Source organism: Domibacillus sp. 8LH (assembly GCF_038806185.1).
GTDB classification, from domain to species: domain Bacteria; phylum Bacillota; class Bacilli; order Bacillales; family Domibacillaceae; genus Domibacillus; species Domibacillus indicus_A.
In genome coordinates this window covers 263638-277392 of record NZ_JAVJNG010000003.1, presented here as the reverse complement: position 1 = coordinate 277392, position 13755 = coordinate 263638, and the positions used below count along the sequence as shown (strand labels likewise).

General features: G+C 43.9%; 17 protein-coding genes. All 17 read right to left on the bottom strand.

Going from position 1 to position 13755, the window contains the following annotated elements; all coding sequences use genetic code 11:
• A complete protein-coding gene (gene fliP, locus RG959_RS07885; protein WP_342796626.1) occupies nt 1-666 on the bottom strand; it encodes a flagellar type III secretion system pore protein FliP in 666 nt (221 codons plus the stop codon).
• Nucleotides 659-1330, bottom strand: coding sequence for a flagellar biosynthetic protein FliO (locus RG959_RS07880; RefSeq protein ID WP_315692525.1), 672 nt, complete (start codon nt 1328-1330; stop codon nt 659-661). Before RG959_RS07880 ends, fliP begins: the two co-directional genes overlap by 8 nt.
• 13 nt (nt 1331-1343) lie before the next feature.
• Nucleotides 1344-1709, bottom strand: a complete 366-nt coding sequence (locus RG959_RS07875; protein ID WP_342796625.1) for a response regulator — start codon at nt 1707-1709, stop codon at nt 1344-1346.
• Nucleotides 1710-1732: 23 nt separating this feature from the next.
• Nucleotides 1733-2908: a flagellar motor switch phosphatase FliY gene (fliY, locus tag RG959_RS07870; protein WP_483298860.1), complete on the bottom strand. Its 1176-nt coding sequence runs from the start codon at nt 2906-2908 to the stop codon at nt 1733-1735.
• Nucleotides 2898-3899: a flagellar motor switch protein FliM gene (fliM, locus tag RG959_RS07865; protein ID WP_342796624.1), complete on the bottom strand. Its 1002-nt coding sequence runs from the start codon at nt 3897-3899 to the stop codon at nt 2898-2900. Before fliM ends, fliY begins: the two co-directional genes overlap by 11 nt.
• Before the next feature lie 31 nt (nt 3900-3930).
• Nucleotides 3931-4380: a flagellar basal body-associated protein FliL gene (gene fliL, locus RG959_RS07860; protein WP_342796623.1), complete on the bottom strand. Its 450-nt coding sequence runs from the start codon at nt 4378-4380 to the stop codon at nt 3931-3933.
• Nucleotides 4370-4591, bottom strand: a complete 222-nt coding sequence (locus RG959_RS07855; RefSeq protein WP_315692528.1) for a flagellar FlbD family protein — start codon at nt 4589-4591, stop codon at nt 4370-4372. The genes fliL and RG959_RS07855 overlap by 11 nt, the downstream gene beginning before the upstream one ends.
• A 61-nt stretch (nt 4592-4652) precedes the next feature.
• Entirely contained in the window at nt 4653-5444 is a 792-nt protein-coding gene (gene flgG, locus RG959_RS07850; RefSeq protein WP_342796622.1) for a flagellar basal body rod protein FlgG, read from the bottom strand.
• A 76-nt stretch (nt 5445-5520) separates the two neighbouring features.
• Nucleotides 5521-5910, bottom strand: a complete 390-nt coding sequence (locus RG959_RS07845; protein ID WP_342796621.1) for a TIGR02530 family flagellar biosynthesis protein — start codon at nt 5908-5910, stop codon at nt 5521-5523.
• A gap of 13 nt (nt 5911-5923) precedes the next feature.
• Nucleotides 5924-6607: a flagellar hook assembly protein FlgD gene (gene flgD, locus RG959_RS07840; protein ID WP_342796620.1), complete on the bottom strand. Its 684-nt coding sequence runs from the start codon at nt 6605-6607 to the stop codon at nt 5924-5926.
• A gap of 3 nt (nt 6608-6610) precedes the next feature.
• Nucleotides 6611-7963, bottom strand: a complete 1353-nt coding sequence (locus RG959_RS07835; protein WP_342796619.1) for a flagellar hook-length control protein FliK — start codon at nt 7961-7963, stop codon at nt 6611-6613.
• A gap of 53 nt (nt 7964-8016) precedes the next feature.
• Nucleotides 8017-8634 carry a MotE family protein gene (locus RG959_RS07830; protein ID WP_342796618.1) on the bottom strand — a complete coding sequence of 206 codons (618 nt, stop codon included), beginning with the start codon at nt 8632-8634 and terminating at the stop codon, nt 8017-8019.
• A 7-nt stretch (nt 8635-8641) separates the two neighbouring features.
• Nucleotides 8642-9088 (bottom strand): flagellar export protein FliJ, encoded by a 447-nt coding sequence (fliJ, locus tag RG959_RS07825; protein ID WP_342796617.1) that lies wholly within the window; start codon nt 9086-9088, stop codon nt 8642-8644.
• A 3-nt stretch (nt 9089-9091) separates the two neighbouring features.
• Nucleotides 9092-10408: a flagellar protein export ATPase FliI gene (gene fliI / locus RG959_RS07820; protein ID WP_342796616.1), complete on the bottom strand. Its 1317-nt coding sequence runs from the start codon at nt 10406-10408 to the stop codon at nt 9092-9094.
• A gap of 3 nt (nt 10409-10411) precedes the next feature.
• A complete protein-coding gene (gene fliH, locus RG959_RS07815; RefSeq protein WP_342796615.1) occupies nt 10412-11170 on the bottom strand; it encodes a flagellar assembly protein FliH in 759 nt (252 codons plus the stop codon).
• On the bottom strand, nt 11163-12176 hold the full coding sequence (fliG, locus tag RG959_RS07810; protein ID WP_251270243.1) for a flagellar motor switch protein FliG: 1014 nt from the start codon (nt 12174-12176) through the stop codon (nt 11163-11165). Before fliG ends, fliH begins: the two co-directional genes overlap by 8 nt.
• A 9-nt stretch (nt 12177-12185) precedes the next feature.
• Nucleotides 12186-13754 (bottom strand): flagellar basal-body MS-ring/collar protein FliF, encoded by a 1569-nt coding sequence (fliF, locus tag RG959_RS07805; protein WP_342796614.1) that lies wholly within the window; start codon nt 13752-13754, stop codon nt 12186-12188.
• Between the last annotated feature and the right edge of the window lies 1 nt (nt 13755).

Genomic DNA, 13755 nt, shown 5'->3' with positions numbered 1-13755 from the left:
CTAAAAGCTTTGAAGCAAGGATTCTATTACGAGATACCACCCATCAATTAAAACAAACAGCAGGATTTTAAAAGGAAGGGAAATCATAACGGGCGGCAGCATCATCATTCCCATAGACATAAGGATACTTGCCACAATCATGTCGATTACAAGAAACGGAATAAAAATCATAAAACCAATCTGAAAAGCCGTTTTGATTTCGCTTAGTGCAAAAGCCGGCACAAGCGTTGTCAGCGGAATGTCGTCAATCGATTTCGGCTGCTCTGCCTGAGTGTAATCCAAAAACAACTGTAAATCTTTTTGGCGGGTCTGCTCGCTCATAAATTCTTTAAATGGGCCGCTCGCCAGCGAGTATGCTTCTTCAAGATTGATTTCTTCATTGAAAAGTGGTGTTAATGCTTCTTCATTCACTTCCTGTAAAACCGGAGACATAATAAAAAAGGTTAAAAAAAGGGAAAGTCCAAGTAAAACCTGTGTTGGCGGCATTTGCTGCGTGCCGAGAGCTGTCCGGACAAACGATAACACAATGACAATTCGTGTAAAACAAGTCATGAGAATTAAGATACTCGGCGCCAGGGATAAAACGGTTAACATTAGCAGCAATTTAACAGATGTTGATACATTTTCCGGGTCGCTTGAATTAAATATTTCCATAAATTCATTCATCTTGTTTCCGCTCCCTGTCTGCCAATTCCCGCATAGCCTGCTCCCGTTTTTTTCTAAGCTCATGCATTTTTTGTTCAAATTCCTGCTTGAATGAAGCAGGTTCTTTCTCTTCACTCTGTCTGCCCAGCCGTTCTTTCAGCTTGCTCACAAATTCAGCAGGCTGAATCATTTTCTCTGATTGTTCTTCATAGCGGCTGATTAAGTCACCCCGCTCAGCCGGATCGTCAATTTCTTTTAAGAGGGATACATCGTCTCCTACTCCTAAAACCAGGACGCGATCTCCTACTTTTACAACTTGAATGGACCGGCTGCCTCCAAGCGGCGTCCCGCCTAAATGCCGGACAATATGCGTTTCCTGGTAAGAACGGCTTTTTTTATTCACAAACCGAAGCAGAAAATAAAGAAGCGCCACTACAAAAGCAAGTGCCGCAATCACCCGAATAATCTCCCAAAAACTGACCCCGACTGAAGCGGTGACATTTTCATCGGCATTATCCTGGCTGTTGTTCGCGGCCGGCTGTTCCTGCTGGCACGAATCTGGATTGTTTATGCAATCTTGTACACTACTTTTATCGGAAAGTGCTGCTCCGGCAACGATCTCATTGCCGGAAAACAACACAAACGCTAATAAAAGCGCAAAAGTCGCTTTTATAAATAAGTTCATGAACCATCACACCTTAAGAAGAAAGCACTTTAGAAATAGCTTCGATCACTCGATCAGCCTGAAACGGTTTGACAATAAAATCTTTGGCTCCTGCTTGAATCGCATCAATAACCATTGCTTGCTGCCCCATAGCTGAGCACATGATAATCTTCGCGCTGGCATCTGCTGCTTTAATTTCTTTCAAGGCAGTAATCCCGTCTTTTTCCGGCATTGTGATATCCATCGTTACAAGATCCGGTTTCAATTCAGCATATTTTTCAACAGCCTGGGCACCATTTTCAGCTTCGCCTACTACCTCATATCCATTCTTCGATAAAATGTCCTTGATCATCATGCGCATAAATGCGGCGTCATCCACCACTAAAATTCGATTACTCATCAGAAAAACCCCCTGTATTCAATTTAATTCAAATTTTTTAATCGGTCAGCCGGACTTGCAATATTTGTAATCCGGACGCCAAAGTTTTCTTCTATTACAACCACTTCGCCTCTGGCGATCAAACGGTTGTTAACAAGTACATCAACTGGCTCTCCAGCCAATTTATCCAGTTCAATAATAGAGCCGGATGTTAATTCTAAAATATCTTTCACGTTTCGGTTTGTACGGCCAAGCTCGACCGTTACCTGAAGCGGGATATCAAACAGCATATTTAAATTGCGCGCTTCCTGATCTCCAAGCTGAGGTGACTGAAACGAAGAAAAAACGGCCGTTTCAACTTTTGCCTCAGAAGCTTGCCTGCCTGTATTTTGGCCCATATAAACCGGTTCCTGAGATGGTCTCGCCGGCATAGACGGAGGCTCCGCAGGCGGCGGTGGCGCCTGGGCAGCGGCCGGTTTCGTTACCGGAGCCTGCTGAATCGGCGGCGGTGCTGCTTCCTGCGGCGCTGGATTCATCAGCTCTGTGACAAGCTGCTTCCCGAATTGAAGCGGGATCAGCTGCATAATATTTGAATCAATCAGGTCCCCCACTGTTAAGCGGAACGATATTTTAACGAGCAGCTCCTGCTCTGGAATCGTCTCCTCTCCCTCTCCCTCATGTAAATTTAAAAGAGAAATCGACGGCGGGGAAATATCCACCCTTTTATTGAAAATGGTTGACATGGAAGTAGCAGCTGAACCCATCATTTGGTTCATCGCTTCCTGCACGGCACTTAGCTGCAGCTCTCCTAAATCAGGCGCTACGCCTACTCCGCTTCCACCAAGCATTAAATCGGCAATAATAGCCGCATCATTTTGATGAATCACAAGTAAATTTGCCCCGGCAAACCCTTCGGTGTATTGAACCTCAATCGCCGCATATGGATGTGGAAACTCATCTTTTAACCGGCTTTTTTCTACAACTGATACGGTAGGTGTTGTAATCTCTACTTTTTGGTTTAGCAGGCTTGAAAGAGCCGTTGCTGAGCTGCCGAATGAGATATTGCCGATTTCACCAAGCGTATCTTGTTCGAATGCGTCTAAGTATTCTTCTACATTTTTAGTGGCTTCAAGCGTTGCACTTTCTTCTGTATCATCGCTGTCTCCGCCTCTTAACAATGCATCAATTTCTTCTTGTGAGAGCATATCATCACTCATCATCATCTTCCCCTCCTTTCACATAATCAAGCACCTGAACAGCCAGTTTCCGGTTTACACGCCCGGGCTGTGCTGAAAATTTCGGTACATTCCCTACTTTTATCGTAAGTGCGTCGCCAACTACTGTATTTAAGCTGATCACATCTCCTTCTGTCATCGTTAAGAACTCTTCAATCGTGATAGCCGTTTGGCCAAGCTCTGCGATAACCGGCAGGGAAGCTTTTTTGATCCGGCTGTCCAAATTTTGCGCTTCCTGTGGGCTGCGTTCTTTTTTGTCAGGATTTTGCATCCAGTAGTGTACAGAAAGCTTTGGAATAATAGGTTCCAAGACAACATGCGGAATACAAATGTTGATCATGCCTGTTGTTTCCCCAATCGTTGTATTTAACGAGATCACTACGACGGTTTCGTTTGGGGAAACCATTTGCAGAAATTGCGGATTCACTTCAAAATCAGTAGCGATTGGATCGATTTCTACAACATTAGACCATGCTTCTCGGTAATTTTCAAAAGCATGATCAAACATGTTCGACATGATCCGCGTTTCAATTTCTGTTAAATTTTCTACTTTATTGACACTTACACCCCGTCCGCCGAGAAGACGGTCCAGCATCGCATAAGCGACGTTCGGATTTACTTCCATTAGGATCCGTCCCTCAAGCGGCGGAACTTCAAATACATTTAAAATCGTCCGGTTTGGAATCGAGCTGATAAACTCTCCGTAAGGAATTTGATCAGCAGATACCACTTCAAGCTGCACGTACGTACGAAGCTGTGCCGCAAAAAATGTCGTCAAAATCCGGGCAAAGTTATCATGCATTCTTGTTAAACTTCGAATCTGGTCTTTTGAAAACCGCAAGGCACGTTTAAAATCATATACCTTTACTTTCTTTTCTGCTTCTTCTTTCTTTAACTCATCCGCATTCATTTCCCCCGTTGACAAAGCAGACAAGAGGGCATCAATTTCATTTTGAGACAAGATTTCTCCTGACAATTGTCTCACCTCCGATCAAGTGCAGGTATCGTTACTGAATGATATAGGAAGTAATGTATACTTTCTCTACTTTCCCTTCCTGCATAATACTATTTAAATTTGTTTTTAGCGTTTCCGTTAGTTTCTGTTTTCCGGCTTCGCCTTTTAGGTCATCTGCTGTCATTTCCGATAACTTTTGAATAATGATATCTTTCGCCTGGAAGTCCCGCTTTGTCATTTCTTCCATCGCTTCCTTGCTGTCCATTTGAATTTTAAACGAAATACGGATAAAGTCCTCCGAAGCAAGGTTTGTTGTCATTTCAGGAATATCCACAGACGATTCAAGCACTTCATCAATAGATGGCTCTTTTTGAGCTTCTTCTCCGCCTGACGCGCGCAAAATAATAATTACGGCGATCGTGCCGGCCAGCAGGATAACGGCCAGCAGCACAATCATAATAGTAAGTAATTTATTTTTCGGCGCTTTTTGTTCATTCTCCATCCTGTTCCTCCTCCGCCTTTACTTTTCCGAGAAGCGAAATGCGTGCATAAAACGATTCAATATCCGCCCTTACCTGTTCATGCGGTTCGAGAACAACATACTTTCTTCCATTGGTTAGTGTAATGGTGGTGTCCGGAAAGCTTTCTACCGTTTCTATGTAAATAGCATTTAGCGAGAACGGCTTGCCGTTCAGTTTTGTTACAGTAATCATGTATGCCAGGGCTGAACGTGCCAGCCCTGTCCCTCCCCTGCATTTGAAAATAAACAAGCGATTAACGCTTCATGCTCATTAATTCCTGTAAAATTTCATCTGATGTTGTAATAATACGTGTATTTGCTTGGAAACCACGCTGTGCTACGATCATTTCTGAGAATTCTTCAGAAAGGTCAACGTTGGACATTTCTAGCGCCCCCGCTACAAGTTTACCCATTCCAGATTCCTGATCCCCTGGAACACCAGTTACCGGGTCTCCTGAGTTAGCCGATTGCTGGTATAAATTTTCCCCGACTTTTATTAAACCACTACTGTTTGGAAATTTAGCTAATTCAATAGTCTGGTCAGCTACTAGGTTGCCGTCCTCGATATAGCTGACGACACCGCCAGCCCCAATGCTTAAGCTTGTTGCTTCCGTTGGCACATTTATATTACCGCCATCCCCTACTAAATAAAGACCATCAGAGTTTACAAGGTCCCCATTTTCATCCATATAAAAATTTCCGGCTCTTGTATAATAAGTATTAGTTCCATCTGTTACTTGAAAAAAACCATCACCCGACACGGCTAAATCTAATGTTCTACCAGTCGTCTGAGTAGAACCCTCAGTGTGAATGGTATCTATGGCCGATAGCTGTGCTCCTAATCCTACTTGTTTTGGATTGACTCCTCCTCTGCCATTTGCAGGAGCATTTGCACCTGCTATACTTTGTGAAACCAAGTCTTTGAATACTACTCGTCCCTTTTTAAATCCGTACGTATTCACATTAGAAATGTTGTTCCCAATTACATCAAGCTTTGTTTGAAAGTTTTTCATTCCGCTGATTCCTGAGTACATTGAACGTAACATAAGTTCTTTTCTCCTTTCGAATTCGTCCGCGTCAATCGGTCAGCAGACGGTTGGCCTCCTGTTCGGTCCAGCCAGTTTAAAGTGTGTCCATAAGAATAGCGCCATTGATATTGGTAAAAAGATGTGCAGTTGCTTCTTCGCGGTTCATCGCCGTAATAATGGTATGGTTTTTTGCACTTGCCACAAGCGCAGCATCTTTCAGTACAACGAGTGAATCGGTTACTCCTTTAGACTTAGCCTCGGAAAGTTTCTCGCCAATCAAGTTCCATTCTGTTTCATTCAAATGGATCCCCCGCTCTGTTAACCGCTGCGCGGCATGCTTGGAAATGATCAGCTCTTTTGGTGTTGCGGTAACCGTTTTAAATGTTTCATTAAATGTTAAGACAGTGTTTTGTGCTGACTGCTTTTTAGCTGGCGGAATGATGGGCTGGCGTACTCCATGAATTATTGGATTGACTGCTTTCATTCTCGTCACCTGCCTACTCGATCTTTGTTAAGGTAGAAGCCGTGATTTTTTCACCATTTGCAAGCTGCAGCCAAATCTGTCCGTCCTTCATCGAAACGGATTGAACAGCCGCGCTTTGTCCATCACCTTCTGCGCCCCATGTGACAGTGCGGCCAATTAAATAGCTCGCTTCCACTAATGGATTCGAACTGACTGCGCTGCTCGATCCTGTCGAGCTTGTCGATCCTGTCGAGCTTGTCGATCCTGTCCCGCCGGTTAGTTCAGAAATATTCGCTGGTTCGAGTACCGTTCCATCTGTTAACGTAAACTGGACGCTTTCACCAGCAAACTTGATAGAGGCGATTGTGCCATTTCCTGTTTCCACAATCGGCTGTCCATTTTCATCTGTCTGGTCCGTCAATTTATGCCATGTTACATCTTTGCCGACAAATGACTGATAATTAATCATTTGAGAAGCAGTTTGTGACTGCACCATTTTTTCAATCATTGAGGTCATATTCACCATTTGCTCCAATGATGTAAACTGGGCCATCTGCGCAATAAACTCTTTGTCTTCCATCGGATTAAGCGGATCCTGGTTTTGCAGCTGCGCCATTAAAATTTTTAAAAATTCATCTTTGCCGAGCGAACTGTTGCCGGTTTGTTTCGTTTGAGCCGGGTTATTGGCCAAATAAAGCGAAGGATCAATTTTCGACATCTATTACACCTCCAATGTAACGTTTTGCAAAGCTTCCTCAAAGGTAGAAAGCATTTCAGTCTCGTTCTGCTCTGTCGATTCCTGTTCCGGCTGTTTTTGTTCCTGCTGGCGCTGCTGCTGGGCACCTCGGTCAAACAGCTGCTGTTTCGTTTCCGGACTTATGATGTCCAATTTATCAATTGTCACGTTTTGCTGGCTGAATGCATGCTTTAACTGGTGGGCATTTTGTTCAAGCAGTTCTTTCACTGTTTGAGTCGATGATAAAATTTTAGCTGTCATCACCCCGTTTTGCTGAAGCAGTTCGATACGGAGAGAGCCAAGCTGCTCCGGATAAAGCTTAATCAGCATTTTTGTTCCGTTTGGCATTTTCAGCATGCTAGAGCTTCCCAAAATTTGTTCAAACTTTTGGATAAACTGCTCCATATTCATTGGCCGCGGCGCTGTTTTCACACTCATCACAAACTGTTCTGTTTTAGAGAGCGGATGCAGCAACGGGTTCACAGCTTCTGCAGCCTGTGCAGCCGGCTTTGCAGAAGCGGCTTTGCTTTCAGTCGATTCTCCTGGCCCCTGAATTCTTTTATAATTTGTAAATGCTTCCTGCAAACTCGCTTGATTTACAGGAGTGGCATTGGCTTGAAGACCGGCAGCGCTCTGCAGTCCCGTTTGTTTTGTTTGTGGCAGGACGTTATTAAGCTGCTGTTTTACCAGCGCTTCTGCATTTTTCAATGCGGTTTGCAATGCTTGAAAACGAGGCTCCGGCTTTTGTATATGCTGGGCAAAATAGTTTATGAGCTGTGCTGCCCTTATGGCTGTTACGACGAATGGCTTATCGGCTTCTTTCAATAAAGGCGGCACTTGTTCACTAAGCTGACTTATTAAAGCTGTTAACTGTTCAATTGACAGCGCTTCGTCTGTTTCCGGTTTTCCGGTATCCTCTAATGGGTTCTCTAAACCCGCTTCTTCTGCACTTCCATTTACTGCGTGAATCAGCTTCTGGAGGGAATGCTGCAGTGTTTCCACATCCGTTTGCAGTAGAACCGCCAGTTCCTGAAGCGTGGGCATTTCTCCTTTTTCAACAAGCTCTTCGGTTAATGTTAAAAGCTCCGCTTTTTTTCCAACTAATTCTTCTGCCAGCTCAGAGCCGTCAGCACTGTTGAACAAAGAAGCCAACAGAGCAGATAAGTCATTTGAATTAGTACTTGTGGACGGAACCAAGACGGCCGGGTTTTGAACAGCTTGTTGAACAGAGCCAAGCAGCAGGCTGCCAAATACTCCTGTACCGCCCGCTCCGGCTGGATTTGCCGAAGATCCGTTAGATAGTGGTAAAGAACTGGACCCTAAAGTAATCTGCATCATTTGTCACCCCCCTTTTTTCCTCCCGCATTATCTCACATTTTACTCCATATTCCTTATTCGTTCGATAATATTTTTGTATATTCAGCGGCTTTTTTCGCGTCTAGGTTTTCAAAAATTGCTGCTTGTTTTTCAACACTTAATTCTTGCAAAATCGCGACTGCTTCATTGTTTGTTAAGTTCGTAATAATACCGGCAATGCTTTCTTCATCCATTGATTCATACGTTTTGGCAACATTGTTCGCCGCACTTTTTTCTTCCGTTTCGGCTGTTTCTTTTTGCTGGTTTTGAAGCTGCTTAATCTGGGCATTCAGCCGGTCCTGCTCTGTTAACAATTCTTCGATTTCCGCTTTGGAGCTTTCAAGATCATCCGACAGCTGATCAATCTTTGCTTGTTTGTTTTTAATTTCCCCCTGCAGCTCTACTACTTTTTCGCTGTCTGTTTTACCGTCTTGTTCGGTTGCTCCAGTCCATTCTGATACATAGGGAATATTCGCTGCTACTTCCTTTGTTTTTTCAAATACATTTACGCCGGCAATCGTCATGACAACCAAACCAACAGTCAGCGCAAACAACAAGGGAATAACAACGATAAACAGCAGCCATTGAAAAGGGTTGTAACTGTTTTTTCCCTCCATATCAGCCGGAACTTTTTTTTTCTTTTTTCCTGCCATGTGTTCATCACCTGATCTTTCGGTTCATAAACTGAATGGATGAAAGCTCGTCCATTTGCTTTGCTTCTTCTGAAGCTGCCCATTTGCGATAGTGCGTTAATTCATTCGCTCGGATTTTGCTGTATTTTTTTACTTCTATATTTTTTTCCTTTAGCTGCTGTTCACACCACTGCATCCGGCCGCGTGCTGTTACAACAACTCGCTGCTGCTGATCAATTAATTTTTCCAAATTCGAGATAAATTGCTGATAGTGCTGAATATCGAGTACAGAAAAACCGGATTTCATTTTTTGTTCCTGCACGGCGATTAAATCTTCTTTTTTCTTCAACAGCTCATACAGTTTGTTTGCTTCCGTTTCAAATTGGCTCTGTGCTTCTCTAAATACGTTCTCAGACTCCTCTTTTTCACGTTCACGAAGCTGCATAATTTTCTCGAATTTATAATTAAATGACATGCATTAACTGTCCCTTCCTTGGGCTAGATGAACTAAACCGGCTTCTGTTTCATCCAGTCCGGCCTGCTCATCCGTCCGCTGTTTTAAAAACGAGAGAATCGGCTGATAGTTTTGAATGGCTCTATCAATCTCAGCGGATGACCCTCTTTTATATGCACCGATGTTAATCAAATCTTCAGAGTTTAAATACGTATTTAACGAATCCCTTACTGCTACTGCCGCATCATAATGGCTTCGGCTGACAATATGGGGCATAAGACGGCTGACACTTTTTAATACGTTTATAGCTGGGTACTGCCCCTTATTCGCGAGCTCACGGTCTAACACAATGTGTCCATCCAATATTCCCCTCACGGCATCTGCAATCGGTTCATTCATGTCATCACCATCTACGAGCACTGTATAAAAAGCGGTAATCGTTCCATGTTCGTTTGTTCCTGTGCGTTCCAACAGCTTTGGCATAATTGCAAAAACGGATGGCGTGTATCCTTTGGTGGCAGGAGGCTCTCCAACGGCCAGCCCGATTTCTCGCTGTGCCATGGCAACCCGCGTGACTGAATCCATCATAAGCATGACATTCAACCCTTTATCCCGAAAGTACTCAGCAATGGCTGTAGCTGTAAATGCTCCTTTAATACGCATCAATGCCGGCTGGTCTGAAGTGGCGGCGACTACAATCGACTTTTTCATTCCTTCGGGGCCAAGGTCCCGTTCAATAAATTCGCGCACTTCCCGGCCGCGCTCCCCAATCAAAGCAATGACGTTTAAATCTGCTTTTGTATTGCGGGCAATCATGCCAAGCAGTGTGCTTTTCCCAACACCGCTTCCTGCAAAAATACCGACCCGCTGACCTTTCCCGACTGTCAGCATCCCATCAATAGCCCGTACACCGACTTCAAGCTTTTCCCGTATTGGCGGTCTTGTCATCGGATTTGGCGGATCTGCTTCTGTTTCAATCGGCGTCAACGTCCGCGGCAGCACAGAATCGTCAAAAGGTTCTCCAAGCGGATCAATAATTTTGCCGATCAAAGCCGGTCCTGATTTTACTTGAAGAGGGTGACCGAGTGATTCTACAAGGCTGCCCGGTGAAATTTCGTTTATATTCCGGTATGGCATTAAGATCATCATTTCATCCCGAAACCCGGTTACCTCGGCCATAATGGTCCGTTTATTGTCTTTCGAATGGATCAAACAAATATCACCAATAGAGCTTTCCGGACCCTGTGATTCAATCATTAAGCCGACAACCCTTTTTACCCGTCCATATCTTTTAAACGAATCAAGAGTCGGGATCACATACTTTAAGTCCTGTGCTTTCATCTCTTATTCACTCTCCAGCAATTGAAGCAGCGTTTTACGCAGCTGGTGCAGCTGTGTATCAACGCCGGCATCAATTCGGCCATTCGATGTTTCAATAAAGCAGGCGTTTTCCCCCGCTTCTTCATTCGGAAAAATATAGCAGTTGATTTCATTTGGGAATAGAGCTTCTATTTCATCTTTTTGTGAAATGACCAATTCATATTTTCCTGGATGAACATGAATTTGAATTTCTTTTTGGTTTTTTGTTTCTTTTAATGCTGAGCGAATGATACTCATAAAAGCATCTTCGTTTTGATCAAGCTCTGTACGCAGAATTTTTTCTGCGCAGATAACAGCAAGCTCTATGATGGTACGTTCTGACCGCTCAACATTTTTTTCGTATTCAATTTTCGAAGATGACACGATAGAATGTGCTTCTTCAATCAGCTCTTTCATCTCATTGTATCCGGCTGCTCTTCCTTGTTCTGCTCCCTGCTGAAACGCCTGGTCATAGGCTTCTTTTTGCAGGCGTTCTTTTTCCTTCACCCAGTTTTGCTGCCAGGCGGCAGATTCTTGTTCGATCCGCTGCCGCTTCGTTTCAGCCTCTTCTAAGATTCTTTGTGCCTGGCGGTTTGCTTCTTCTAACACTTGTGATCGTTCATAAGAAAAATCCGGTGCAACTGCTTCTTTTTGTTCATTGCGTGTGTAAATAGGCTTTATGCCAATGATTCGTGTACCCGCTTCTTGTTCTATCGGCCACTCATACCGTTCAAAATCAGACAATAATATCATCTCCTCCGCCACGAGCAATGATAATTTCTCCCGTTTCCTCTAGACGGCGAATCGTCGCAACAATTCGTGACTGCGCTTCTTCCACATCACGAAGCCGGACAGGACCCATATATTCCATTTCTTCTTTGAACGTCTCCACCATTCGCTGAGACATATTGCGGAAAACCACTTCACGCACTTCCTCGCTTGAAACTTTAAGAGAAAGCAGCAAGTCTTCATTTTCACAGTCGCGAATAACACGCTGAATAGAGCGGTTATCCAGTGTAACAATATCTTCAAACACAAACATGCGCTTTTTAATTTCTTCTGCCAATTCAGGATCTTGTATTTCAAGTGCATCCAAAATCGTTTTTTCCGTTGAGCGGTCTACACCATTCAGCACTTCAACGACCGCTTCCACTCCGCCTGTCTGTGTATAATCCTGCGTTACCGTTGAGCTCAATTTCCGTTCTAAAATCGCTTCAACTTCATTGATAATTTCTGGAGACGTGCTGTCCATAATGGCAATTCTTTTTGCGATATCCGCTTGAACTTCCTGCGGCAGCTCCGATAAAATCTGCCCTGCCTGCTGCGGATCCAAATAAGAAAGAATCAAAGCAATCGTCTGCGGGTGTTCATTTTGAATAAAGTTTAATATTTGTCCCGGGTCTGCCCGGCGAGCAAAATCAAACGGCCGAACTTGTAGGGAAGATGTTAAACGGTTAATGATATTTTGCGCCTGATCTGTTCCGAGCGCTTTTTCAAGAACAGTTTTGGCATAACCGATCCCCCCCTGGGAAATATAATCCTGCGCCAATGCAATATTATGAAATTCTTCGAACACTTCTTCTTTAATCTCGGTATCTACTTTTTTTACACCCGAAATTTCCAGTGTCAGCCGTTCAATTTCTTCTTCTGATAAATGTTTGTAAACAGAAGCCGAGTAATCCGGCCCAAGAGAAATAAGCAGGATTGCGGCTTTTTGTTTTCCGGTCAGTTTCTTCTCACGTATCGCCATATTGCCCTCCTATTCCTCAGACAGCCAAGTACGAAGCAGTTTTGCAAACTCTTCTGGTTTTTCTTTCGCCATTTTTTCTAACTGTTTCCGTCTTGTGCTGCTCTCTGTTTCAGTCAACAGTTCTTCAATCTCTTCTTCTAATTCTTCCTCGAATTCTTCTTCTTCCTCACGGCGTCTTCTTATCATCATAAAGACGAGCACACCGATAACGACAAGAAGAATAGCCCCAATGAGATATACCCACCATGGAATAGAGGATGTTTCTTCTTCCTCAAATGCAACTTTCCCATTTAATTCCTGAACTGAAACCGTAATTTTATCTTCAAGTGCCTGGTCTGTTAAATCAGTATTGTAGCTTTCATCAATAGACGTTCTGACAATGTTGCCGAGCAGCTGCTGGATTTCTTCCACGCTTTGGTCAGGCATAGAGTTTGGATCATCCGGCGTTGGCGGCTCTACCATAACCTGGATACCTAAGTCGCGGATCTTATACGGACTTTCTTTGATTTCCCGGCGAATCCGGTTTACTTCGTTATTGACCGTTTCCTCTGTCCGCTCGTAATCGCCTGTACCTGTTGCTCCTTCAAGGTAAGAAGTGGCTGTGTCCCCTTCTTCTTCTGCCTGCGGAACGCCTCCTGCGCCTGCTGCATCCCCTGAATAGGTTTCGGTAATTCTTTGAGCACTGATTTGGATACCTTCCATGTTTTCTTCGTCAACCGGCTCTACCAGGTTTTCTTCTCGATTCTCCTGGGTAAAGTCAATATCGGCTGTAACCGTTGCAACCACTTTGTCCGCGCCCATCAGTGTGCCAAGCATACTTTGTACCTGCCGCTGCACGTCGCGTTCCACTTGTTTTTTCACAGCCAGCTGCTGTTCGAATGAATCGCCCGAACCGCTTCCTGCACTCGCAAGGTCGTAGTATTCAAAATTTTGATTCATAATGGCAATATTTTCGACAGGAAGGTTCGGGACACTTTTGGATACTAAGTGATAAAGGGACTTAATTTGTTTTTCATCAAATTGATAGCCTGGTTCTGTATTCAGCACAACCGAAGCAGATGCTTTTTCTGCTTCGTCGGTAACGAAAATTTGCTGCTGCGGCAGGTTAATCATAACTTTCGCATCTTTTACTCCATCAATCTCAGAAATAAGATTGCTAAGCTCGGTCTGCATCGCATCAAGCTTAAGAACATTAAATTCATTGTCCGTCATTCCGAACCCGGCATTTTCGCTGAAAAAGCTGTAATCAATCGTACCGGACTGCGGAAGGCCTTCAGCGGCTAGATCCACTTTGAGCGTATCGACGGATTCTTCCGGCACAAGGATACCTGTTCCTCCTTCAGTCACTTCGTACGGAATACCCCGCCCGTCGAGATTTTCTTTTACAGCACCGATCTCTGAAGGAGCAAGCTCGCTGTAAAGAGGAACCATTGTCGTTCTGTTAGTCAAAAAAACGATTAGTGACAACGCAATAACAAAAAGAGCAAAGGATGATATTCCAATCACTTTTTGTTTTTTTGACCGGCTGTTCCAATATTCTTTTATTCTTGCAAGCTGTTGTTTTATATTTTCGTTCATT

What these genes read in the sequence shown, in the direction of transcription:
- fliP (WP_342796626.1), bottom strand. Translation starts at nt 666, where the DNA reads ATGAATGAATTTATGGAAATATTTAATTCAAGCGACCCGGAAAATGTA.
- RG959_RS07880 (WP_315692525.1), bottom strand. Translation starts at nt 1,330, where the DNA reads ATGAACTTATTTATAAAAGCGACTTTTGCGCTTTTATTAGCGTTTGTG.
- RG959_RS07875 (WP_342796625.1), bottom strand. Translation starts at nt 1,709, where the DNA reads ATGAGTAATCGAATTTTAGTGGTGGATGACGCCGCATTTATGCGCATG.
- fliY (WP_483298860.1), bottom strand. Translation starts at nt 2,908, where the DNA reads ATGATGAGTGATGATATGCTCTCACAAGAAGAAATTGATGCATTGTTA.
- fliL (WP_342796623.1), bottom strand. Translation starts at nt 4,380, where the DNA reads ATGGAGAATGAACAAAAAGCGCCGAAAAATAAATTACTTACTATTATG.
- RG959_RS07855 (WP_315692528.1), bottom strand. Translation starts at nt 4,591, where the DNA reads ATGATTACTGTAACAAAACTGAACGGCAAGCCGTTCTCGCTAAATGCT.
- flgG (WP_342796622.1), bottom strand. Translation starts at nt 5,444, where the DNA reads ATGTTACGTTCAATGTACTCAGGAATCAGCGGAATGAAAAACTTTCAA.
- RG959_RS07845 (WP_342796621.1), bottom strand. Translation starts at nt 5,910, where the DNA reads ATGAAAGCAGTCAATCCAATAATTCATGGAGTACGCCAGCCCATCATT.
- flgD (WP_342796620.1), bottom strand. Translation starts at nt 6,607, where the DNA reads ATGTCGAAAATTGATCCTTCGCTTTATTTGGCCAATAACCCGGCTCAA.
- RG959_RS07835 (WP_342796619.1), bottom strand. Translation starts at nt 7,963, where the DNA reads ATGATGCAGATTACTTTAGGGTCCAGTTCTTTACCACTATCTAACGGA.
- RG959_RS07830 (WP_342796618.1), bottom strand. Translation starts at nt 8,634, where the DNA reads ATGGCAGGAAAAAAGAAAAAAAAAGTTCCGGCTGATATGGAGGGAAAA.
- fliJ (WP_342796617.1), bottom strand. Translation starts at nt 9,088, where the DNA reads ATGTCATTTAATTATAAATTCGAGAAAATTATGCAGCTTCGTGAACGT.
- fliI (WP_342796616.1), bottom strand. Translation starts at nt 10,408, where the DNA reads ATGAAAGCACAGGACTTAAAGTATGTGATCCCGACTCTTGATTCGTTT.
- fliG (WP_251270243.1), bottom strand. Translation starts at nt 12,176, where the DNA reads ATGGCGATACGTGAGAAGAAACTGACCGGAAAACAAAAAGCCGCAATC.
- fliF (WP_342796614.1), bottom strand. Translation starts at nt 13,754, where the DNA reads ATGAACGAAAATATAAAACAACAGCTTGCAAGAATAAAAGAATATTGG.